Raw genomic sequence first — 22,306 nt, 5'->3', positions numbered from 1 at the left:
ACTCAGCAGGTGGCGAGAACGGCTGAGAGCCGGCGGCTCCGTTCTTCATCGGTGCCCGACCGCCACCTGTCCTTTTGCGCCCGCTGGACTCCTCTAAGATGCACACTCCTGTGTCACAGCTGCTCCAGGCATCACGGGATCGAGGGTCAGCGCTGCGGGTGAGATGGGCGGCAGCCCTCTGGCTGCCGCTGCTTCTCGGCGTGGCCCAACCGGCGTTTGCTGCTGAGCGCACGCGCCTCACCGTCTACACCGCGCTCGAGCCTGAGCAGCACGCTCCCTTCAAGCAGGCCATTGAGGCGGCCGTTCCCGAGGTCGAGGTCGCCTGGGTCTGGCATCAGACCGGCGTGCTGACCGACCGGATCCTTGCCGAGCGCGACCATATGCAGGCCGACATGGTGCTCGGGCTAGCTGCCACGAGCCTGATCGCCTTCAAGAAGCTCGGCCTCCTCCTACCCTACGCGCCGGCTGGTGCCGACACCCTCCGACGACCCTTCAGGGATCCGAGCGTGCCCTACGCGTGGACCGGAATGGACGCCTACCTGGGCGTGATCTGCCTGAACAGCGATCTCGCCCAACGCGACGGTATCCTCACCCCGACGCGCTGGCGAGATCTTCTCAGGCCTGAGTGGAAGGGTCGCCTGCTTCTTCCCGGTCCCGCCATGACCGGAACGGGTTATCTCCTCGTCGCGAACTGGATCCAGACCATGGGCGAGGCGGCAGCCTGGTCGTTCATGGACGCACTCGATCAGAACGTCGCCGCTTATCTGGCCACGGGTTCGGGCCCCTGTGAGGAAACGGCCGCCGGGCGCTCCCTGGCGGGCCTGACCTACGACATGCGAGCCGCGCAGCTGAAGGAGGATGGAGCGCCGATTCAGATCCTCGTGCCCATCGATGGCGTCGGTTGGGAACTGGAGGCCTTCGCGATTGTGGCTGGCTCACCGCACACGGCGCTCGCAAAGCGCGTCGCGGATTGGGCAGCAAGCCGCGCCGCCAATGAGCTCTACGCGCAGACCTTCGCGATCGTCGCTCACCCGGAGGTTTCCAACCCGCCCTCGACCTACCCGCCTCACATCGAGGCCCGGATGGCACGGAATGATCTAGCCTGGATGGCCGAGAACCGGGAGCGGGTTCTCGCGGAGTGGACGCGCCGCTACGGGGCGAAGGTTCTGTCAAAACAGTGAGGCTGCCTCTTCCGCTCCAAGGCGAGGCAGACACCAGCCATCGACCCCACGTAATAATTCGCGCAATCCAGCCGAAAGGCCAAGCTCGTACGAGTACCTCCACACGACGGTTCTCGAGGACCGCAAAAGGGGGGTCACATGGCCAACACCATTTTCCGGATTACTGTCGCGGGCGCTCTGATGCTGAGCGCGCCTCACTTGCCTTCGTTGACGGCTCAGGCAGCGACTACAGCACTTACGAAAATTGCCGGCGCACCGAAGCTAATCCGGTCGTGCCCGCCGCAATGGGCTGCCGTCCCCCGCACGTGCATCGCGTAACTGCCAAATAGGCCTCTGTAGACTTTCCCGTGAGGAGGCCTAGCTCCTCTCTCCTCCGGCCATCGGTAGGAGCGCGCCGCCGCGTCACGGCGGACCGAGCGGAGTCGAACTTTGCGCATCGCGACACTCACAGCCGCCCTCCTGCTGACCCTCGGCTCGACGGCGGCCACCACCCCTGCGGGCGCCATGCCCGCCGGCTCGGCGATCGCCGTCGCGGGGACCTCCGACATCATCACGACAGTCCGGAAGAAGCGCTCGTCGCGCCGGGTAGGAGCGGTCCGCGGCCAAGCTGGCGGCTTCCGAAACGTCACCCGCGGGGCGATCGGCGGCGACAGCGGCGGCAATGCCGTGACGGGCAGCAACGCGGCGCCGAGCGGCAAGTAGGCCGTCGGGGCCGGATCAGTCGTGGAACCACTCGTACCGCCGCGCCTGGTAGGCCGCCTCGGCTGCGTCTGGTTGTACGATCGAGCTCGGACGTGGACCTCGCCCTTGCACCGCGATCACGTCCACGACCAGCAGCAAGAGCAGCAGGCTGAGCTTCCGACGTGACATGGCTGCACTCCGGTGTGAGCGTGACCATGTGCGGACCGGTGATGGGCGACTGTGATGCGCGTCACGGAGAAACGACGAGCCTCACACGTTCGGTCGGGTAGCCGTTCTGAGCCTTTGACATCCTCCAGGGTGTCGTTGCCGAGACGGCTGCGAGGCACAGCTGGGCTCGGGGGAGAGCCTCCAGCGTCCGCATTGGGGTTCTTGGATTGCTCTAGCGACCGCGGGGATTATGTTCAGTGGCCGCGAAGCGCTGACCCGTAGGAGTCGAGCAGATGGCCTTCTTCATCGGCATTGGCGGCCCCTGGATCGTGCTCATGGCACTCGATCTCCTGGCCACGAAGCGCGATCTCGCTAGCTCACCGCTCAGCCATCGGGAGACAAGGCAGGAGCGCCTTGAACGCTTGCTGCGCCGGCGCGAGGTCGCTCCGCGAGCGGTACGAGCGGGCTGAATGCCCGAAACGCATGCTGCGCTTAGAGTGAGCCGGGCATGGCCGACCACGTCTTCGACCTTGATCGCATCGTCGCTCCACCCATCGATATGGGGGCGGTCGCTGCGGCCGCTGAGGCGTACCTCGCTGATCCGACCACGCGGCAGTACCCGATCGGGGCAGCCTTCACGCTGGATCTCGCCGCGACCGTATCGGCTGATCCGGAGGCACAAGTTTGCTTGGCCCAGCCAGACCTCTCAGCCTCCGAGAAACTGCTCACGTTGCGCACCGTGTTCCTTATGGCACTCCTGAGCCAGCGCACCCTGTATCAGTGAGCAGTCCGATGCTGACTGTCGACGCTGTTCTCCGTCATCATGGGACCGTGGCCGCCTTTGGCTCAGGAGGCGAAAGGGACGCGGTTTGAGCACTGAGGCAGCAGCCCTAGCTCCCTCTGGCGCGACGACCAGCACGCCGCCGCTGTCGGAGCACCTTCCGACCTGCGAGTGGCTTGCCCGTCATCACGCAGCCGGACTGACCTGACCGGTATTTTGGACCGAGCTGAGTGAGAGGCTACTGCATGGCCGCTGCCATGGGTAGCCGGAAGGCCAGATCCGGGTAGCTGACAGGCGCGGGCGGCCGATAGCCCAGTGACGAATGCGGCCGGACGCGGTTGTAGGTTGTTTGCCACAGCCCGATCACGATCTGCGCCTCCCTCAACGAGTAGAAGATCTCCTGACGTAGGCACTCGTCCTTCAGTTTGCCGTTGAAGCTTTCGCAGTACCCGTTCTCCCACGGCGAGCCTGGCGCGATGTACCGGATCTTCGGCCCTGTTTTGGCGACCCATTTACGCAACGCCTTCGAGATCATCTCCGGGCCATTGTCGCAGCGGATGTGCTCTGGGATGCCGTGCAGGCACATGGCGTCGGCCAGCGCCTCGATCACACCCATGCTGTTGATGCGCCGCGCCACCTTCAGCGCGAGGCACGCCCGGCTGTGCTCATCGATCAGCGTCAGGATGCGCAGGCTCCGACCGTCGTGAGTCCGAGCCTGCACAAAGTCGGAGCTCCAGACGTGGTTGCGGGAGAGCGGACGCAGCCGCACGCAAGAGCCGTCGTTCAGCCAGAGGCGGCTGCGGGGTCTATGTCGGCTGGGGACCTTCAGCCCCTCGCGACGCCAGATACGCTGAACCCGGTCCTTGCCCACCTGCCAGCCCGCTGCCTGTAGAAGCGCGGTGACGCGGCGGTAGCCGTAGCGCCCATGCTCGGACGCCAAGGCGATGATGGCGCGGGTCAGCCCATCCTTGTCGGCCGGCAGGGTGGGCACGTAACGCTGTGTGCCCCGATGCTGGCCGACGATCCGGCAGGCGTGACGTTCCGAGAGGCCGTACTTCTCTTGGATGGCCGCCACCGCCCGCCGGCGTCGTTCGGGGGCTACAAGTTTCCCGAGGCGACGTCCGCCAGCACTTGCTTTTCCAAGGACAGATCGGCCACGAGCCGGCGCAACCGAGCGTTCTCGCGCTCCAGATCCCTCATCTTCCTGGCCTGATCGATCTGGAGGCCGCCGTACTCCTTGCGCCAGCGGTAATAGCTCTGCTCGGAGATCTCCGTCTCCTTGCACGCCAGCGACAAACTCTTGCCCTGAGCCGTCTGCACCTCGATCTGGCGCAGCTTCAGCACGACCTGCTCCGCGCTCGTCTTCTGTCCTCGCCGCATGTCTGACTCCTTCGGTCCTAGCTGATCCTCTCAATCAGCCCGGTCCAAAGCCAGCCGGTCAGGTCACTCCAGCCCCGCCGGGATGTTGCGGCCCGCCTCCAGGGACGAGAGGGGCAGCGTCGGCGACAGGAGCACGTCGTGGCGACTGAAGAAGCCGACCATCCGGTCTCGCAGGGCGTAGCGCGCGAACACGGTCTCGTAATAGGCGCGCATCTCCTGCGCGAGGGCGGCGTCGAGCACGTCGGCGCGACCCGCGGCGGGCATCCAGAACAACAACTCACCAGCAACCCGATCGACGCCCTAAAGCTTTGGAACTGTGTGCGTCAGGGTCTTAGAAGCTCCTTCGCCAGAACGTAGCATTAACTGACTACGTCTAAACAGAGGGAGATAAGACTCATGATCGACCAAAGAGACGTTCATCTGATCCATCTGATTGTAATTATTGTATATTACCGATAAGAGCGGTAAGCATCGAAGCCCCTGGCGGGGCTCGGTAGTTTCCAGAAAAAATCTTGGAGTAGGTGGCCAATTCCAAGATAAGCCATTTTGAAACGGAAGTTGTCGCTTATCATTTCCGTTAAGCATCGCCCCAGTAAGATCACGCGACAACGGTCGATCGAGCCCATTCTCTGTCATTGGTATTTCGTAGGGACTAACTCTGCTAGCCTCATCGATACACGTTCGAATGGTTGAAGCAGCGACACTGTCGCTAGCCGCGGCAATCCAGACCCCTTCGAACGCGACCCCATCAGACTTAAGACGCTTCTCTGTACCGTATTTCTCTCGCAAACTTTGGAGCAAGCTTAACCCTGGCATCTGGCCCGGTTCGAGAGCAACAGTGCGCATCACTGCAACGAGTTTGTCGGGATTGCTTGGGTCCTCATTAAAAAGGGCAAACGTCTCTCGTCCATCTTCTCTTACCAGCATCAATCCAGAAGCGTATGGCTGAATTTTAGTATCGCTCGATATGATGCTTGGCCTCTGAAGGCGCATGACCCGGTTAACATCCATGTGCTTCCGTACGATCTGCTCAGCTTCGGCAAAACTCATGCCCAGCCGCAGGCCGACAACATCAATCGCAGGTGCGTTTTTCGCCCTATCTATCTCTTGCAGCAACTTTTGCTGTTCACGCCGTTCCCGGTCCTTTCGCAACAGATCCTTCTGAACTTGCGCGCTGACGGGGAGCGCGATGGTGCACAAAATCACTCCAAGCCATACCTTGTTGGGCATCTTGTCACACACCTCTTGCGTAAAATACAACGTAGTGATGATGTATGATGCTCTGTATTTGATAAGACTTACGGCTGAGATAAGCGCGATGTCGATGAAGCAGTTGTGCGGATGTTTAAAATTTTTGTACTATCATAAAGCAAATATCCAGCTCTTCCGCCTGCAGCCTGTATCGACAGAACTTCTCCGCATTGATCTGTGAGAAAGTCGGACCGGAAATAATCCGCGTCATAAAGACGGCCGACTATCCCGTAGCACCCTGGAGCTTTGCTGAGTCGCGCTCTATGAACAGGATCCGGAGCCCAGATCATTACTATCTGAGATGCGAGAAAGTCTTGAGTTCCATATTTCTCTAGAGCTGAGCGTCGAACATCACGATCCATGCTGGCGCTATTTTTTCCATCCATGTTCATGCCGACATTGGTCGCTCGTTTAAGAAAGATGATTTTACGATCCTGTGGATTGTATGCCAATAGGTATCTCTCATAAATATCGTCAACCTTGCCGAAATCAATCTGGAGAAATTTCGGCATAGCAGAGTCGACGCCAGCGACCGGGTCGCGATTGGTCAAATCCGCGCTGGCCCACTCTAATCCAGGAAGACTGGAGACTAGCATTTTTGCAGCTTCGTCGACGTCCATCCCAAGTTTTACTCCCTGAATGTCATACTTATACCCGTTTGGCCTCGCTGGAGTCGCCAGATTGTGCGTAAGGAAAGTTTTTACGCTTTCGGCTGCACCGAATGTTACATTTGGGGAAGTTCCGGCCTCGACTGAAACTGCCTTTGGAAGAAGGCCGAAAAGTAGAATTTTTTCACCGCTTTTGGCATCTAAAATCTCTGGGGTAACAATGTCGAATTCAGCAGTCAACCTGCCGTCATCGCTACCGAGTTTCGGCATCCCGGTTGCCGTTAAATGCAGATCAAACCAGTGTGGACTGGGTTCCATTAATGCAATCACTGTAAAATCTTTTCCAGCAGGAAGTAAGATTTGACCAAGGGCGTTTGGACGTCGGTTGCGAGCCAATTCCAAAGCGTAAGAATTAGTATTAACAGGCGACAGGCTAGCCCAACCATCAAATGCCTTGGTCAAGTCAACCGATATAGACTGATTATTTTGTCTCCAAGACTGTATATTTGATATACGAATTCGATTAGGAAGCATCCCGCTACGCTCAATAAACATTTTTCTGTACTGTTCTATGTCTTCTCCGTTCGGAGCCGTATCGGTTTGTAAAAGCGTGGAGCTGAGAAGGCGAGGCCAGGTCGTGCGAAACCGCATCCCGTTATCGCCACGACCGCTAAGCACAGTACGCTCGATCATTCGCCTCAGGTTGAGGCTCGTGGTCATAAAAACTTGGTTGGCGACGAGCGTCGGATCCAGACGCGCCGCAAGCAAGCGTGGGTATTCTGGGTCGAGAAGGGGAGTAAATGAGGCGCTCTGGCCCTCGGTCGGTATTTGTGGCGACCGCGTGTTTGGACGTCCTAGTATGTCAGCATCTGGGGGATTTGGAAGGATTGCAAGTACAGTGGTTGGGTCCCAGTCGCCTACAAGGCGAAGGTCAACGAGCTTTGCGTCAGCATAATATGTGTTATTTTCATTGCGTAACCTGCTGATTTCGAATCGCGTGACGAGAAAAATACGGCCGAAATTGCGAGATCCATCGAGGGCGTTGCGCTGCCCTTGCTGCACTTGAATCTGACGAAACGCACGAGCATCCTTCTCTGATAGAGACCATGCCTTCGGATATTTCAACGGCGCTGTGATAACGAGGGAACGAGGACCACGAGTATCTGAAAAGCCGCCATTGCTCCAGCTGTGATCTCCTAACACAAAACTTTGCGACGCTGAGTCATACCGGATTGCTGAGAAACCCTGGACGTAAGCAAACCGTGTCGGAGCACGTGAACCAAAATCCTCAAGCTCTTTCGAAAACTCTCTTATGAAGCCTTTTTTGGAGTCTGATATTTGAAATTCGTCGTCACCAAGCCAACTGTCTTCTCCGTTAGTGGAGCCTGTAAAGCGCTCGAGGCTGAATATTGTTCTTTTGTTAGCGTACCTACGCCATACTTCACGGTCCATCAAAGGAAGATAAGAATGAGGATTGTTTTTTGCGTCTGCTGGTTCAGCTTTGAGCGCGAGCATCAATCTTAAATCTAGCATGCGTTCTGGAGCTTGGAACTGAGACAAGCTTGCGACGACTGGGGCGGTATAAATGTAACCGCCATCAGTTCGAAGTCTTGATGGATTGAATGCAATTGATCCCGCCTGCTGCCGTGCAGGGCCATGGTGCCTCTGTTGCGCTTCGACCGAGGTGTCTGCAATTATCAGGGCGATTAAGGCGAAATACCAAATTCTCATCTCAATCCTCAAAGCAGCTTAGCAACGCAAGCACAAAAACATACTGTTTACAAGGGCCCATTTTGGGTTTTCGGAACCTCAATAGGATAAAAATCTATGTGGACGATCTGTCATCGCTGACAGCGGGTCGTGAAGCGAATGTGCACTCCATCACAACTGGAGTGCACCATGGCCAAATCCGGGAAGCATAGGCAAAGCGACTACAACGAACGCTTCAAGACGGCCGGCAAGGCTCGCGTCACCATCACCCTAAGTGACCGTCTAGATGTTTGATCCCAGGGTTTGATGGTGCACTCTTCACGTTGGAGTGGAGGGACGCGCTATGGGCCAGGTTCTTCACGGCAACGCCACGACGACTGAGGCGATCCGTCGAACGATCCAGCATAGTCAAGCGAGCCTGAGGGCACTCTCGAAGCGCTACGGGATCAACCAGAAGACGGTTGCCAAGTGGCGGCAGCGTACCTCGGTCGCCGACCAGCGCACGGGGCCCAAGGATCCGCATTCCACGGTGCTGTCACCCGAGGACGAGGCGGTGGTGGTCGCCTTTCGTCGTCACACGCTCCTGCCGCTCGACGACTGCCTCTACGCGCTCCAGGCCACGATCCCGCACCTGACCCGCTCGTCGCTGCATCGCTGCCTGCAGCGCCACGGGATCAGCCGATTGCTAGAGGTCGACGGCGACAAGCCCAAGCGCTCGCGCTTCAAGGCCTATCCGCTCGGCTATTTCCACATCGATCTGGCTGAGGTCCACACGGCGGAAGGGCGGCTCTACCTGCTCGTCGCCATCGACCGCACGACCAAGTTCGCCTTCGTCGAGCTGCACGAGAAGGCGACCCGGCGGGTTGCGGGTGACTTCCTCCGCCATCTCATCGAGGCGGTGCCCTACAAGGTGCACACGGTGCTCACTGACAATGGCACCCACTTCACGACACCCGGCAACGTTGCCTCGGCCGCCTCCATCATCAAGGAGGCGATTGCAGCTGGCGAGACCTTTCGAGCCCACAGCTTCGAGTCCGCCTGTGCCCGCAACGATATCGACCATCGCCTGACCAAGCCGCGGCACCCCTGGACGAATGGGCAGGTCGAGCGAATGAACCGCACGATCAAGGACGCGACGGTCAAGCGCTACCACTACGACAGCCACGAGCAGCTCCGCGCTCACCTAGCCGACTTCGTCAGCGCCTACAACTTCGCACGCCGCCTGAAGACCCTGCGGGGTCTCACGCCCTACGAGGCCATCTGCAAAGCATGGTCCGCAGAGCCCGGTCGCTTCAGGTCAAACCCGCTCCACCAAATGCCGGGACCAAACATCTAGACACCAGGTCGGCGAAGAAGGCTGCGATGCCCGCTGGCCCGCGGACCGGGGAGCCTCCCGCCGGGATCACCTGTCCGTCTTCACTATAGAGCCTGCTCGGCGCCGCGGTGTCGCCGACGTTGAAGGTCCGGTCCCACTGGTCGGCAATCGCTTGACCTCGCGCACTCATCGTCTCTCCTTCTGGTTCCCGCGCGAGGCCGGCTGCGGGCCTCGCGCCGATGTCGTCCCCGTTGCAGTTGCAGGCGGGAGCCAGCTCCTCGTCCCCCGCCCGCGACAAGGGCCACCCGCCCAAACTAGGTCCTCTAAGGTCTTCGAGACGCTCTCACCAGCACAAGGCTGCCTTGCAGACGACCCTCGCCGACCGCCGCCGGTAAACGGGCCTTACGAGGGCCCAAGAAGGGTCATGAGCTTGCTTCACGGCGACGTCCGCTTCTCCGGATAGATATCCGAACGCAGACTGACCACTTTCGGCAACCATCGGTCGCGAGGCCGCCCAACGCACTACCTTGAAGCGGACGCTCCCAAAGCCTGCTTTGGGTCAGGAGCTTCCGATGGCAGGGGATAAAAAGGTGAGGTTTCGTACCGTCCGCGCCCACCTGCACATTCGACTGGACTGCCGGAGCGAACGGAGCGTGTGTGGTCCCTGAGACGACGCAGCCGCTAGAGGCAAGGCTGCGCTCGTTTGAGCCGACAGCAGTGGGGTAGCATCCGGACAGACCACACAACGACCGATGGCTTTCTCAGTCTTGGGACCGTCTCTCCGACCACTTGCACATCGCCTCGCCGGCCGACCTCGCGTCGCTGGCGGGGTCGGGGTCGTGGCAGGGCCTGTCCTGCCGCTGACGGAGACCCCGACCCATGACCACGATCTCGCTTACCCGGACCGAGGCGGGTATCCTGCACGCCGCCGCCGCGGGCGAGGGACGCCTACACTTCGCTCCAGCCATGAAGCCGGCCAGCCGCAAACGGCTCGTCGGGCGCTTCCTGCGCGACGCGCTCGTCACCCCGTCGAACGAGCAGGACGGACAGCATCGCCTTACCCCGGCGGGCTACCAGGCCATCGGCCTCACCCCACCCGAGCAATGCAGCGCGGCGAGCCGCCCGAACAAGCGGGAGCTGGTGCTGACGTTGCTGGCCCGCAACGAAGGGGCGACGCTCGCTGAGCTGATCGCGGCGACGGGTTGGCTGCCGCACACCACCCGCGCCGTCCTCTCGCGGATCCGGTCGGGAGGACAACCATTGGCCAAGGCAGCGCGCCCGGACGCGGCTACGGCCTACCGCATCCTGCCGGCCCCACCTGCCACCCGTACCTGCTCGCGGCGCAAGAAGGAGACCCCAACGCCTACGGCGACGGTGGGCATAGGGGCTGAGCGGCAGGACAGCGCGCCGACGCAGGCGACGGCCTGATGACGCGGCACCGCCCAGTCACCGAGGGCGAGGCGGACCGCGTGTCTGCCTCGCTCGAGGCGCTCGCCGGGATGGACGCGGCGGCGCTCGAACGACGCTGGCGTCAGATCTTCGGTACGGCCCCGCCTCCCGGCCTACAACCCGCGCAGCGTGCGCGGGTAATCGCATACCGTTTGCAAGCCCTCGCCTACGGCGACCTCGACCGCGATACCACGCGAGCCCTCGATCGGCTCGCGCAAGCACGGAGCCAGGCGAACCAGGGAGGTGAGGCTGGGTCGATCCGCGTGTCGGTGCCGGTGCCAGACCGGCGCGGGCACACCCCAGGCGTGACGCTCTCGCGCGAATGGGCGGGGGTGATGCACACCGTGCAGGTGCTGGAGCAGGGATATGCCTGGAACGGAGCGACCTACGACAGCCTGTCCCGGGTGGCGCAGCTCATCACCGGCACCAAGTGGAACGGACCCCGCTTCTTCGGCCTGCGAGCCAAGACTACCGGCGATCGGGAGACACCAGCGGGGAGGATGGAGGCATGAGCGCCCGTCCACCCAAACCGCGGCAGGCCCCCCCCGGCACCCGGCCGACGCTGCGTTGCGCGATATATACCCGGGTCTCGACCGAGCACGGGCTGGACCAGGAGTTCAACTCCCTCGACAACCAGCGCGAGGCGGCAGAAGCCTACATCAAGAGCCAGGCGCACGAGGGCTGGCGCCTGCTGCCGGCCTGCTACGACGACGGTGGCTTCTCCGGCGGGTCGCTAGAACGCCCCGCCCTGCAGCGGCTGCTGGACGAGGTGCGGGCGCGGCGCATCGACGTGATCGTCGTCTACAAGGTCGACCGCCTCACCCGAGCCCTGTCGGACTTTGCCAAGCTCGTCGAACTGTTCGACGGGCACGGCGTGTCGTTCGTGTCGGTGACCCAAGCGTTCAACACCACCACCAGCATGGGCCGGCTGACGCTGAACGTACTGCTGTCCTTCGCCCAGTTCGAGCGTGAGGTCACCGGCGAGCGCATCCGGGATAAGATCGCCGCGAGCAAGCGCAAGGGGCTGTGGATGGGCGGCGTCGTGCCGCTCGGCTACCGGGTCGAGGATCGTGCACTGCACGTCTTCGAGGAGCAGGCTGAGCTCGTGCGGGCGATCTTCGCGGGCTATCTGACCCACGGTACGGTAGCGGCGCTGAAGCAGCACCTCGACGCCCGTGGCATCACGCTGCCAGCCCGCCGCGATGGAGCCGAGCGAGAGACCGGTGGGGGGCCATTCTCGCGCGGGCATCTCTACAAGCTTCTCGGCAATCCCCTCTACGCCGGGCAGCTCCGGCACAAGGGGCAGGTGCACGCCGGTCAGCAACCCGCGATCGTCGACGAGGCGACGTGGCAGGCGGTGCAAGACCGGCTCGCCGCGAACCACCATCAGCATCGTCGCAGCCGCGCTGGGAGCGGGCATCTCCTCGCTGGGCGCCTACGCGATGCGGGGGGCGAGGCGATGGTGCCGAGTCACGCCCGAAAGGGTGCGGTGCGCTACCGCTACTACGTCGCCCGCTCGGTTGGCTTGGACGACAAGCGAGTGCGCCTGCCCGCCGCACCGATCGAGGCGGTGGTCGTGGAGGCTCTGCGGGATCTCGCGTTACCGAGTCCGACAGCGCTCGATGCTGCTGCCCTGGTCACCGCTGAACTCGAGGCAGTCACGGTCCATCCCGATCACCTCGTGCTGCAGCTCACCGCGAACCGCCTGCCGCTCACCCTCCCCTTCGCGCATCAAACTCAACGCCGCCGCCGGGCGATCGTCGTGCCGCCGGGCCGCGAGGGCGATCGGCTGCGGGCGATGAAGGCGGAGGACCGCACCCGCATCTTGGCCGGCATTGCTGCGGGCCGGACCTGGATGGGGGATCTCGTGGCCGGGCGGAGCGAAGGTATCGATGCCATTGCCGAGGCCGAGCAGCGCAGCGCGCGCTCGGTGCGCATGACGCTGTCGCTCGCCCTGCTCTCCCCCCGCATCGTCCGGGCGATCGTCGAGGCGCGGCTGCCCCGGGGCATCGGCGTGCGCCATCTCTACGAGCTGCCCCCCAGCTGGGACGCGCAGGAACGCATCCTCGGTCTCTGACATCCGGCCGTCCCGCCGGAGCATCCCTGCGGCCGACGCGGATCCGCCCCGAGCGATCAGACGATCGACCGAACCAGCATCCCGATCAGCACCACGGCTCCTGAGCAGCACCGCCACGGGTTGACCCCGCGGAGCATCTCATCGCCCGCCCTGACTGCGAGGGCGATCCAGGATGCGAGCTCCGCCCACCGCCCGGTGGCGGTCCGCTCCCCGCAATCCAGGCGATGGCCTGCGCGAGGCCGAACAGCCATAGTGGCGAGCTCGGCCACTGGCCGATGGCGATGCGCCGGCTGGTGCGGTCGCAGAAGAACCAGTCGAGGGCCGCGCGCACCATCGCAGGAAACGGGAATGAGGCCTGTGGAGACCGGGTGCAGAATGGCCAGTGATCCGGCCCTAGAGACGCGGCAGAGACGCGCCTGATGCAGGACGTCAGAGCTAAGCTACTGATATACCGGGGACTTCGGCGACCGCCAGGATCACGCGGTCTACGCGAGAATCCTTGGTGGAGCTGAGGGGATTCGAACCCTCTTGCGCAATATCCAGTCAGATCAACGACTTATCCTCAGACGGACACAATTCAGTGTACCGTCGTGGTGTACCAGTGAGCGTGTTGAGCGTCGATATGCGGCAAACGAGCGGCGGAGCCGCTGACGCTTACTCCTCATAGTCCGCGATACGCGTGCTCACGGACTGAAAGTGCAGACTGGCATGGGGTCCTGCCCCGGCTAATCCACTCAATTTGCTCCGGCGGAAGCCTCCCGATTAGGGCAACCGGTACCGATGCAACCCGTTGCACAGTTGACCTAAATCGCGGCCCTGTACGACCGGCCAATTTTATCCGTCATATGTGGCTGAACGGCTGGAACCGGCACTCTATGGGATGCAACTGGACCTTATCTTGGTCGGACGCAATCGCCTCGGCATCTCAAACATGACTTCGGCGAGCGAGAAACGGCCGCTCGGGAGCATTGACTTGGCATAATATCGGCTCAGCTGTAACGCCATACGAGTGCTCAAGGGATCTCGATGCTGAGCAGACACAACTTGATCTAACCAATGTCTGGCAGTCGGATCGCATTTGAAGGATGCACTCCAGCTTCTTGCGAGCCGATCGATGGATAGCTTCGGCTCTTTTCGCCTTGCTGCGCTGCAGACCCTCCGCACAATTCTGTCCCGGTTTCTGCTACTCGCTCGTACTATCGCGGACCCGCCGTCCGAACGGATGCGATATCCGAGGTAGTCGATTCCTCGGGCAAGCCACTTAACTCCTGCTGTCTTCAGCTCCAGAGCACCAACAGCCGAAGCTTTAAAGGCTTCGGTCAGGACGTCACATGCTGAGGCGACATCGTCCTGGGCAGACCCGAGTACGAGAATGTTGTCCGCATAGGTGACAAGCAGGACCGACGCCGGAAGACGCCCGTCTGATACCTCATTCAGCACCAATGCGATCAACAACTCGGCGGCATACGGAGATGCTGCCGAGCCTTGGGGCAAGCCCTGCTGGAACTTCTTGGAGAGCGAGTTGGTGGGTTGCTTCGAGTTATATGGAAGCGTCCTATGATGGAGCTTCATTTCAGTGGAGACTATAGACGTCTCCACGACCCTTTCCGGTATGCCCGGAAGGAGCTTGGGGAGCTTCTTCTCATCGAACGAGCCGAAGCAGCTTTTGATGTCGAGTTCTGCCGCGCATCGGAAGCCTCTCGACGTAATTTCGCGTCCGATGTCTCCTATGGCGGCATTGACGCCACCACGAAGCATATATTGCCTTGGATGTAGCCGAGATGTGAGGCAATCCAGAACGCGTTTGACCATGGCCTGTCGGACTTTGTGTCCAAAGCCGAATGCGCACACATAGCGAATGCCGCCGCTGGGTTTCTTGAGCTCTTCGCAGGAAACGTACTCGAATGAAGGCTGCCAGAGATCGAGCTGGTCAGCGATGGCAATCACCGCAACCGCAGAAACACGGTTGTCAAATCCATGATGGCCACGCGCATCTTTTCGCCGCCTACGATCAAGCTTTTGGTTCTCTCGGTCGACCGCATAAATGCGACTGCTGCGGCTTCCGAGATAGACGCTGCAGAGATAGTAGGCCTTGTTCCATTCTTTCTCTAGGATATGCTTCGTGATCCGTTTGACCAATCTTTGCTCAGCGCCTCGGGCACGTCTGATGACTGCCTTTGCTTGGCGCTCAGCGTTAGCAACTGCATCAGCCGGCGTGTAGCCGGGCTGGACCACATTGGTAGGCATATCTTTTTTCCCACTCTGCTAGACGACTGGCAGCGGGGAGTGGGACACCCAAACTGCCAGTCGTCCGCTTTCTCGGCGGCCAAACCGACAAAGCACAGCCTTCAGACTGTGCTGACACCATAAGCGAGATCCAGATTTTGTCAAATACTCGTATGGTTAACTCTAGGTATTGCCGTGAGTCGGAGTCGATATGACCATCAGGCGGTACAGAATGTATGCATCTCAGATGTGATACAAAATGTGTTTACTGCCGTTGGAGCGATTTGGCTCAGAGCACACCTTGTCGATCCACCTCGAGGAGAGTTGATGCCGAGCGAGGCGCCCTGGGGCACGCTGGAACCGCCGGTCGAGGCTTGTCAGCCGAAGGCGAAGTCGCCGCCTGAAACCATCAGTGGACGATCGTCCTCATTGACCCCGTCCAGTAACGGCGGCCTCCGGGTCGAACAGGCGCGGAAGATGAAAGATCTGGAGTGTGAGAACGCTCGGTTGCGGCGGCTTGTGGCTGACCTGTACCTGGAAAAGCAGGCGCTGGCGGACGTCGCATCGGGAGACTTGTAGTCCCCGAGCGACGCAGGCAGCCGGTCGACGGCACCCGGGAGAGGCAAGGCCTATCGGAACGCTACGCCTGCCGGATCATTGTCCAGCGCCGCGGCACGCAGCGCCATGTGCCCTGCGTGTTGGCCGACGAGGATGCGCTGGCCCAGACCATCATCACCGTAGCGTCCGAGTACGGGCGCTACGGCTACCGACGTGTCACCGCCTGCTGCAGGCAGACAGCTGGCAGGTAGGCAAGGATCAGGTTCAGCGCATCTGGCGTCGCGAGGGGCTCAAGGTCCCCAGGAGCACCGACCGCGCAGCCACCTCTGGCTGAACGACGGTTCCCGCGTGCGACTACGGCCGCTCCACTGCAATTACGTCCGGAGCTTCGACTTCGTGCAGGCCGAGGCGCACGATGGGCGAAGCGTTCGCATCCTGACGCTCACCGACAAGCACACCCGCGCCTGTCAGCTTCCGAGATCTGGCCTTTCGGCTGCACATGGCAGCGGACATTCAGTAGCCTCTCACTCGGCTCGGTCCAAAATACCGGTCAAATCGACTGCATCTTGCGGATCATCTAGGGCAACAATCCTGGGCTCATGTATCGCCCATGAAGCGGAACCACTACGCAAACATTGGGAATTAAAGTGTTAAACTGGATCGCATGTCGATCCGCAGCTAGACCCCAGGCAGGGAAGTCAGCCGAGCGGCTTGGACACTGCGCATCTGCGAACGCAGCGTGGGGATGCAGAGGGCAGACCGCGCGCAACGGTTTTGGTGCAACGGGTTGCACGAACGGCAGAGATTGGCCGAAAGGCGGCTGGTCCGGTTCAAGGCTTAGGGCGCGGGCGAGCGGACATTCTGCGCGGCTCAGGTGAATGCCTCAGAGTGACCCATTCCAGGCATCGGGAATGTCAGCTTTTGGGCGGCCAGCGCGGGGCTATGAACCCTCGGAGGGGTTGACTGGGGGTGTTGAGCTCCACCGCGGTTTTTCGCCCTTTTGGCGCATTCCGAGGGGTTTGCTTGAGTGTCCTTTTTAGACCGTTGCGCTTTGGCCTAGCGAGCACGCCGCTGCCAACCCCCACTTGTTCTTGTTTCGTTCACGGTGTAAAACAGCGGGATCACGTGGGATGCGGGGTTAGCGCTCTGCACGGTCCAACTCACCCCGAAAGGAGCTCGGGACAGGGGGCGGCGATCGTATCGTCTGGGTTGTCAGCGTCCTTGCACCAAGCCAGTCTCGGCCGCAGCGAACGACACCTGAGGTCGTTGCATTAGCCGTTGGGAGGGTAGGTGACAAACACCATTATCCGCGTCGCGATCCACGACCTGACCAAAACCCAGGGGGCCTTCGTCGTTAAGCACGGAAAAAGCGATCTGAAAATTACTCAGACGATGCAACGCGTGATCGACGACCTCACCGCTCTCTACGCCAAGCGGACCTCGAAATCTTACGGGAAATTCGCGGTCGATGAAGATCGATTTCCGACCGAGAAGCACCTCAGCGCCTACCTCAAGGTCCAGCCCAGTGACTTCACGACGCTGACGCACAAGATGATGGAAACGCTGAAAGCTCAGGCGGGCTACAAGGGCGCTGCCACGGGCGGCCACGTCTTCTTCGCTCACTTTGAGCGCGAAGAACGGCAGTACCTCCTCATCGCGATCGTCAACGAGAAACTCGGCGCGTCGATGACGAGCGACCTCGATGTCCAGGATGTCCGCCATCTCGACATGGACGGTTTTCGGTTCGCGGGCCGCATCAACATGACCGGCTGGGCCAACGGCGAGGAGCGCTACATCGGCTTCTTGAAGGGCAAGCGCGAGGTCTCCGAGTACTTCAAGGAATTCCTCGGCTGTGACACCACGGTCCAGAACCGCCGCGACACGGCCGAGCTCGTCCAGGCGCTGATGGCATTCGCCATCGATGAAGGCATGGACACCCCGAGCAAGGACGATTTCCTCGCCCGCGCGAAAACCATCTGCGAGCGTTCGGCCAAAGCTCAGGAGGAACTCAGCTTCGAGGCGCTGGCCAACGAACTGAGCCCGCAGGATCCCGAGAGGCTGATGACCGTTCTGGCCGATCCCGATCTGCGCCTCAACGACGGCTTCGTGCCTGATCGCCGCGCCCTCGGACCACTGATCAAATTCAAGGGCAAGACCCCGACCTGGAGCATCGAGTTCAATCGCGACGCGATCACCCGCGGAAACGTGCGGTTCAACGCTGAGGACAATACCCTCACGTTGACCGGCCTGCCCGAGGATCTCACAGCGCAGCTGCGCGCTGAGTTCAGCCAAGATGGCTAGGATCACATTCGACCAGCTGACCCTGCTGTATCGTCATATCGCCTTCGATCAGAACGGCGATCAGGGAAGGCTGTCGATTGCGACCCCAGAAGTCCTGGAGGTCATCCAACTCATCGAAGATAACCAGGATGTCGCTGTTGACGCAGACATCGTCGTGCTCGACGACGACGTGCTTCAAGTCGGTCACATCGTATCAGTCCGCGTCGGCCCACCCCGGACTGCGCTCGGCACCCTCGTTCGCGACTTCGATGGGTTGCTCGATACCCCGGAAGCGCGGGTCAAAGAACCGCGCGCCTACTTCGTCGTCGACGGCGGTATCACACCGGACATCGATCCCTGTCCCGAGCGCTTAGCGACCTATCGCAAGGTCCTCGAGTTCACGAAGCTCGTTGGCGAAGCAGCGGCCTATATCGATCAATTCAAAAGGGAATTGATCTTCGTCAAGGATGGCAAGTTCAGCGTTCCGCTGGCGTATAAGGCCGCCGACTTGGACCGTGTGAGTGTCTCCGACGCCGACGCCATTCTCAGCGCGTGCGCCGACGAGATTCACCGAGACCAGAAGCTCGCGATCCTCGCCGAAGCCGTCATCGGGATCTGCGCGTCTCAGCCGGTCGCAGTCCGGTTTCGCCACCTCATCGCAAACCTCGGTTCGGTGAACGAGGAAGTGCGAAACGGCTATCAGCTGTTCGCGTCCAGCTTCTCGTACTCAAAGATCCGCAACGAAATCGAAGCCGCACGCATCGATTATCTCAACAAGATCCACAAAACGATTATCGATATCCAGACGCAGTTGCTCGGTATCCCGGTCGCGACGGTCATCGTCGCCTCGCAGCTGAAAGTCATATCCGCCTGCGGCGTCGAGTTCTGGACCAACTTCGCCGTCGTCGTGGGCGCATGGATCTTCGTCGCGCTCTTGGCGATCGCCATCGGAAACCAATGGGCGACGCTGGCGTCCATATCCGACGATATCGCGCGCCAAAAAACCAAATTTGAGCGGGACTTTGCGGCGCTCAGCGATCAGTTCGATACGATTTTCGTTACCCTCGCCGGTCGGATAAAATGGCAGCGAAGGTTTCTGGGGTTTGTTGGCGTGCTCGCAGTCTTCGGGGCAGCGGTGGCCACATTCGTTGCGTATCAAGTGACCAAAGTTCCGTACATGAGCTGTTGGTCGGGTGAGGTCTCGGCGTCGGCACCAACACCGATCCCGCCGGCTGTGACGCCTGTCGCACCGGCTCCGACGCCTCCGTCGCCTGTCTCGCCAGCCAACACACCGACGAACGCGTCGCCGCCTAAGCAAAGCCCGCCACCCGATCCGGCTCCGCCAACGCCCGCCAAGCCTAAAATGGCTCCCACGCCGCGGGTCCACCCACAGCCGTAAGTGGTTTGCGCTGTCAGAAGCACCAGGGGAGGAGAGGACACTCCGTGTCCCCGCAGTTCGGCTGATCGCTCGGTAGAACTGATCGCATAGGAGCGGCCCGCTCCAGGGACCGACACGGCGACGGTCAGCCGAAACTGAATGTTCGCTACTGGGCGGTCAGCTGGTGTCCGTTCATGGCGCATCTGAGACTTGCCATCCGGCTGAAGGCGACGTCCGCTTCGGCGATGGTTGGCAAATGGCCGAGATGGGCGCGAAGCCGATCATCCGCCTTTCCTGCGGCGAGTTGCTATCGCACTTTGAGGAGGAGCCGGCCTGACCGGGAGTTCAGCGTCCCCTGCCCGCTTGTACGACGGCTCGCTTGCGCACGGCATCGCGTGCAACGCGTTCCAGGGAGGCAGCTCGGATGCAGGCGGCCACGCGATGCCACGGAACGGCGGGAGTCATTCTTACTGGTTGGCGTGACTGCCGGTACTGTTCAGCATGCCCGGTCCGGTTAGACGCCCCTATGGCTCCGCAAAAGACCGGATCGCTCGGGGCTCTCCCGCCACAAGATGCTGCAAGCGGTCTGGTAGGCGAAGAATACCAGCCGATGGTACGGCAGGTGGTCGTGGATCTACCATGTCGACAGGGCGACGCAGAATGCAGACCGCGCGCAACGGTTTTGATGCAACGGGTTGCACGGACGGCAGAGATTGGCCGAAAGCGGAATGGCTGCTTCGGAGCAGGTGTGCCGGAAAAGCGGACGGCCTCCTCCTGACCCAACTCGGACGCATAGGCAGCTGTCTGCGCTACCGGAAAGCAGACAGTTTCCACTTTGGGCGCCGACCTTGCTCAGGCGGCCCGACGACCAAGCGGCTTGCCACGACGGGATACGCCGAGCCCCTTGCGGGCATCGCATTTCAATCCGTGACTGTGCCAGCCGTCAGATTGGCCATGCTGCCAGCCCCGATGACATCCGTGGGCGGAGGCGGAGCCTACCCACGAGGCGGCCAACAGTCCTACAACGATAGCGAGTGCGCGCATCAAGATGTCCCTTCCAGTCCAAAAGACACAGCGTCAGAAGCGGCCCGCCAGCGTCAGGCGAACGGCGGTCGGTTCGACAGGATGGAAATGGCGGTCGGCCACCCCATCAGCGCCCTCACCCGGCAGGCGGGACACGTAGTAGTAGGTGATCTGATCGGCCTTGGCGTTTGTTAGGTTCAGTACGTCGAGCGAGAGGCTTATCCCGTTGTCGAAGTTGTAGCCGATCCGCCCATTGAGGAGTGCGGTGGGCTTGGAACGCACGGAGTTGTCTTCGATCAACGGGCGCGGACCGAAGTAACGGAACCGCAGACTGCCAAACCAGCCTAGGCCTTCGCCAAAGGTTATGCCGGCCGATGCAATGGTAGTGGGGGCCTCCGGCACGCGTTGGCCCACCGGGTCGCGATCAGAGAAGCGGGCATTGGTGACAGTCAGGTCGCCTTCCAGCGCCAGCCATGGCGTCACCGCGTAGTGGTTGCTCCACTCGATGCCGAAGCGGCGGGTTGGGCGGCTCGGCTCGGTGGTGCCGGTGTCGCCCTGGAACAGGTTCTCGGAGGCAAAATCCAGCCGGAACAAGGCCAGTGAGGTTTCCAGTCCGGCGATGCTGCGGTTGCGGATGCCGACCTCGTAGCCGGTCGACGGCACGAGGAACGGCGAGCGCGAGACGTTGAACAGCGGGCTGACCGGATCAACGGTCGCCGTCACACCCCGGGCATCGTTCGAATGGAAGCCGCCCCCGTAGTTTAGGTACAGCTCGGTATCGAGCCACGGCCCGAACACAGCGCCGAGCTTCGGATTGACGATCCCGTCCCGGGCCTTGCCCGAGTTAGCCGGCGTGTCTGAACGGACATCGGCGTAGTAGCTGTCCGCACGGAAGCCGACGCTCGTGCGGAACCAGTCGGTCCAGCGCACCCGGTTCTCGTAGTAGATCGCCGCGCTCGCTTCCAGTACGCGGTCATCGAGCACCGTCGAGCGATACTGGCGGGCCGTAGTGTTGAAGAGCCCGACACGGATGTCATCGGTGCGCGTCTGGAACCCGATCTCGTTCTCCATCGGCAATCCGAACAGATCGCCGAGGAACACCCGTGAGACCTCGCCGCCGCCGAGCACACGGCTGTCGCGCTGGCGGAACTGGTCACCGTTGATGGGGTCGTTCAGGAAGTAAGTGAAGTTGTTCCAGAGGTTCATCTGGTAGCGGATCACGTAGGCCGAGGCCCTCGTGACACCTCCCGCGTCCGATTGGCTCCACCGCCCCGATAGTGAGAAGCGGCCGGTGTCACCGCCATCGGTCGGGTCGAGGGTGCCGTAGCGGCCGATGATCCCCTCGCTGACCGCTCGTTCCGCGATCTGGTTGGTCGCGTTCCACTTGGCCCAGTAGGCCATGCCGGTGACGGCGAAGCCGTCGAGAGACGTTCCCTGGCTGTACCGGACCACGCCATTGAGCTTGCGCAGGGCGTCGGGCACCACCCAGGGGCCGTCATAGGTCTGCGCCTCGCCGGCCATGAGCAGATTGCCCTCCCCGAGAGGCACCGACGCGGCCGAGAGCGCCCGCTTGAGCCCGAAGCTGCCGAAGGTGGTAAGCGCGATGTTGCGGTTGAGCTTGTCCAGATAGTCGATCCGCACCGAACCGGCCGAGGCGAAGTCGCCGTCGCGTACGAAGTAAGGACCCTTGTGGAATTCTACCGCGCCGACAAGCTCGGGGATCAGGAAGTTGAGGTCGGCATAGCCCTGACCGTGGGCATGGGTGCGCATGTTCACCGGCATGCCATCGACATGGATCGCGATGTCAGTACCGTGGTCGAGGTTGAAGCCCCGTAGGAAGTACTGGTTGGCTTTGCCTTCGCCGGAGTGCTGCGTAATGATCAGCCCCGGCACCTCTTCCAGCACCTCGCCGGGGCGGGTGACCGGGCGGCTGTTGATCTGGGCTCCGGTAATGATGCCCGCACTCGCGGCATCGACCGGGCGTTGGCCGCCGCCAATATCCGTGACCCCGCCGACATAGGCCGCGCTGGCGTTGGGGGTCGCTGTGAACGTGGCGGCCGGCGCCTCCGCCACCACTGAAATCTCCGAAAGGGCAATGGTGCCAGCGGCCTCGGTCGCCGCTGGGCCAGCCCAGGCTTGGGACACCACCGCTAGAGCGCAGGCGGAACTGAGCAGGATCCGTTGATGCGCACGGAGAGAGGGCGACAGGGTAGAGCGGGACAACGGCGTTCCGGAGGCAG

Annotated in this window: 17 protein-coding genes and 1 pseudogene; 11 read left to right on the top strand and 7 right to left on the bottom strand. The window is 61.5% G+C overall.

The features are described from left to right. Positions 1–158: 158 nt before the first annotated feature. Both ACLBXP_RS18225 and ACLBXP_RS18220 read left to right on the top strand, forming a co-directional pair. On the top strand, positions 159–1,181 hold the full coding sequence (locus ACLBXP_RS18225; protein ID WP_447669167.1) for an extracellular solute-binding protein: 1,023 nt from the start codon (positions 159–161) through the stop codon (positions 1,179–1,181). Between the two features lie 429 nt (positions 1,182–1,610). Beyond that, positions 1,611–1,883 carry a hypothetical protein gene (locus ACLBXP_RS18220; RefSeq protein WP_447669166.1) on the top strand — a complete coding sequence of 91 codons (273 nt, stop codon included), beginning with the start codon at positions 1,611–1,613 and terminating at the stop codon, positions 1,881–1,883. Between the two features lie 15 nt (positions 1,884–1,898). On the opposite strand, the gene ACLBXP_RS18215 is transcribed toward ACLBXP_RS18220, so the two are convergent. Continuing rightward, the gene (locus ACLBXP_RS18215) at positions 1,899–2,051 is read right to left on the bottom strand and encodes a hypothetical protein (RefSeq protein ID WP_447669165.1); all 153 of its coding nucleotides are present in this window, start codon (positions 2,049–2,051) and stop codon (positions 1,899–1,901) included. 272 nt (positions 2,052–2,323) lie between these two features. On the opposite strand from ACLBXP_RS18215, the gene ACLBXP_RS18210 reads away from it, so the two are divergent. Together ACLBXP_RS18210 and ACLBXP_RS18205 are read left to right on the top strand one after the other, a co-directional pair. After that, positions 2,324–2,500, top strand: a complete 177-nt coding sequence (locus ACLBXP_RS18210) for a hypothetical protein (protein WP_447669164.1) — start codon at positions 2,324–2,326, stop codon at positions 2,498–2,500. Between the two features lie 38 nt (positions 2,501–2,538). After that, positions 2,539–2,814 (top strand): hypothetical protein, encoded by a 276-nt coding sequence (locus tag ACLBXP_RS18205; protein WP_447669163.1) that lies wholly within the window; start codon positions 2,539–2,541, stop codon positions 2,812–2,814. Positions 2,815–3,049: 235 nt separating this feature from the next. Here ACLBXP_RS18205 and ACLBXP_RS18200 read toward each other — a convergent pair. From ACLBXP_RS18200 to ACLBXP_RS18185, 4 genes are all read right to left on the bottom strand, one after another. Next, positions 3,050–4,191, bottom strand: a protein-coding gene (locus tag ACLBXP_RS18200; protein WP_447669162.1) for an IS3 family transposase whose coding sequence is annotated in 2 segments (ribosomal slippage) — positions 3,050–3,924 and positions 3,924–4,191 — 1,143 coding nt in all. Because the reading frame shifts where the segments join, the coding sequence is not laid out codon by codon here. Positions 4,192–4,254: 63 nt separating this feature from the next. Then, positions 4,255–4,455 (bottom strand): hypothetical protein, encoded by a 201-nt coding sequence (locus tag ACLBXP_RS18195; RefSeq protein ID WP_447669161.1) that lies wholly within the window; start codon positions 4,453–4,455, stop codon positions 4,255–4,257. A gap of 36 nt (positions 4,456–4,491) precedes the next feature. Continuing rightward, the gene (locus ACLBXP_RS18190) at positions 4,492–5,421 is read right to left on the bottom strand and encodes a hypothetical protein (protein ID WP_447669160.1); all 930 of its coding nucleotides are present in this window, start codon (positions 5,419–5,421) and stop codon (positions 4,492–4,494) included. Positions 5,422–5,489: 68 nt separating this feature from the next. Beyond that, complete coding sequence (locus tag ACLBXP_RS18185; RefSeq protein ID WP_447669159.1) at positions 5,490–7,781, bottom strand: hypothetical protein; 2,292 nt, start codon at positions 7,779–7,781, stop codon at positions 5,490–5,492. A 322-nt stretch (positions 7,782–8,103) separates the two neighbouring features. Between ACLBXP_RS18185 and ACLBXP_RS18180 the strand changes: the two genes are divergently transcribed. The 4 genes from ACLBXP_RS18180 (at position 8,104) to ACLBXP_RS18165 (ending at position 12,601) form a co-directional block, all read left to right on the top strand. Beyond that, positions 8,104–9,096, top strand: a complete 993-nt coding sequence (locus tag ACLBXP_RS18180) for an IS481 family transposase (RefSeq protein ID WP_447669158.1) — start codon at positions 8,104–8,106, stop codon at positions 9,094–9,096. Between the two features lie 858 nt (positions 9,097–9,954). Continuing rightward, the gene (locus ACLBXP_RS18175) at positions 9,955–10,503 is read left to right on the top strand and encodes a DUF3489 domain-containing protein (protein WP_447669157.1); all 549 of its coding nucleotides are present in this window, start codon (positions 9,955–9,957) and stop codon (positions 10,501–10,503) included. Further along, positions 10,503–11,036 (top strand): DUF2924 domain-containing protein, encoded by a 534-nt coding sequence (locus ACLBXP_RS18170; protein ID WP_447669156.1) that lies wholly within the window; start codon positions 10,503–10,505, stop codon positions 11,034–11,036. The genes ACLBXP_RS18175 and ACLBXP_RS18170 overlap by 1 nt, the downstream gene beginning before the upstream one ends. Then, on the top strand, positions 11,033–12,601 hold the full coding sequence (locus ACLBXP_RS18165; protein WP_447669155.1) for a recombinase family protein: 1,569 nt from the start codon (positions 11,033–11,035) through the stop codon (positions 12,599–12,601). The genes ACLBXP_RS18170 and ACLBXP_RS18165 overlap by 4 nt, the downstream gene beginning before the upstream one ends. Before the next feature lie 873 nt (positions 12,602–13,474). On the opposite strand, the gene ACLBXP_RS18160 is transcribed toward ACLBXP_RS18165, so the two are convergent. Continuing rightward, complete coding sequence (locus ACLBXP_RS18160) at positions 13,475–14,848, bottom strand: reverse transcriptase domain-containing protein (RefSeq protein ID WP_447669154.1); 1,374 nt, start codon at positions 14,846–14,848, stop codon at positions 13,475–13,477. Positions 14,849–15,274: 426 nt separating this feature from the next. Between ACLBXP_RS18160 and ACLBXP_RS18155 the strand changes: the two are divergent. The 3 genes and pseudogenes from ACLBXP_RS18155 to ACLBXP_RS18145 form a co-directional block, all read left to right on the top strand. After that, positions 15,275–15,853 (top strand): annotated as a pseudogene (locus tag ACLBXP_RS18155) (IS3 family transposase); the annotation flags it as partial. A gap of 822 nt (positions 15,854–16,675) precedes the next feature. Then, the gene (locus tag ACLBXP_RS18150; protein ID WP_447669153.1) at positions 16,676–17,686 is read left to right on the top strand and encodes a nucleoid-associated protein; all 1,011 of its coding nucleotides are present in this window, start codon (positions 16,676–16,678) and stop codon (positions 17,684–17,686) included. Further along, entirely contained in the window at positions 17,679–19,064 is a 1,386-nt protein-coding gene (locus ACLBXP_RS18145) for a hypothetical protein (RefSeq protein WP_447669152.1), read from the top strand. The genes ACLBXP_RS18150 and ACLBXP_RS18145 overlap by 8 nt, the downstream gene beginning before the upstream one ends. Before the next feature lie 1,056 nt (positions 19,065–20,120). Here the strand turns inward: ACLBXP_RS18145 and ACLBXP_RS18140 are convergent. Continuing rightward, positions 20,121–22,139, bottom strand: a complete 2,019-nt coding sequence (locus ACLBXP_RS18140) for a TonB-dependent receptor (RefSeq protein ID WP_447669151.1) — start codon at positions 22,137–22,139, stop codon at positions 20,121–20,123. Positions 22,140–22,306 lie beyond the last annotated feature (167 nt).

Source organism: Methylobacterium sp. A54F (assembly GCF_053346035.1).
Note: the sequence above shows the minus strand (reverse complement) of the source record. Positions and strands in the feature narration are given on the sequence as shown.

Bases quoted from the DNA above. Each gene is read 5' to 3' on its own strand.
- ACLBXP_RS18215 (WP_447669165.1), bottom strand. From the start codon at position 2,051: ATGTCACGTCGGAAGCTCAGCCTGCTGCTCTTGCTGCTGGTCGTGGAC.
- ACLBXP_RS18210 (WP_447669164.1), top strand. From the start codon at position 2,324: ATGGCCTTCTTCATCGGCATTGGCGGCCCCTGGATCGTGCTCATGGCA.
- ACLBXP_RS18205 (WP_447669163.1), top strand. From the start codon at position 2,539: ATGGCCGACCACGTCTTCGACCTTGATCGCATCGTCGCTCCACCCATC.
- ACLBXP_RS18195 (WP_447669161.1), bottom strand. From the start codon at position 4,455: ATGCCCGCCGCGGGTCGCGCCGACGTGCTCGACGCCGCCCTCGCGCAG.
- ACLBXP_RS18190 (WP_447669160.1), bottom strand. From the start codon at position 5,421: ATGCCCAACAAGGTATGGCTTGGAGTGATTTTGTGCACCATCGCGCTC.
- ACLBXP_RS18185 (WP_447669159.1), bottom strand. From the start codon at position 7,781: ATGAGAATTTGGTATTTCGCCTTAATCGCCCTGATAATTGCAGACACC.
- ACLBXP_RS18180 (WP_447669158.1), top strand. From the start codon at position 8,104: ATGGGCCAGGTTCTTCACGGCAACGCCACGACGACTGAGGCGATCCGT.
- ACLBXP_RS18175 (WP_447669157.1), top strand. From the start codon at position 9,955: ATGACCACGATCTCGCTTACCCGGACCGAGGCGGGTATCCTGCACGCC.
- ACLBXP_RS18170 (WP_447669156.1), top strand. From the start codon at position 10,503: ATGACGCGGCACCGCCCAGTCACCGAGGGCGAGGCGGACCGCGTGTCT.
- ACLBXP_RS18165 (WP_447669155.1), top strand. From the start codon at position 11,033: ATGAGCGCCCGTCCACCCAAACCGCGGCAGGCCCCCCCCGGCACCCGG.
- ACLBXP_RS18160 (WP_447669154.1), bottom strand. From the start codon at position 14,848: ATGCCTACCAATGTGGTCCAGCCCGGCTACACGCCGGCTGATGCAGTT.
- ACLBXP_RS18145 (WP_447669152.1), top strand. From the start codon at position 17,679: ATGGCTAGGATCACATTCGACCAGCTGACCCTGCTGTATCGTCATATC.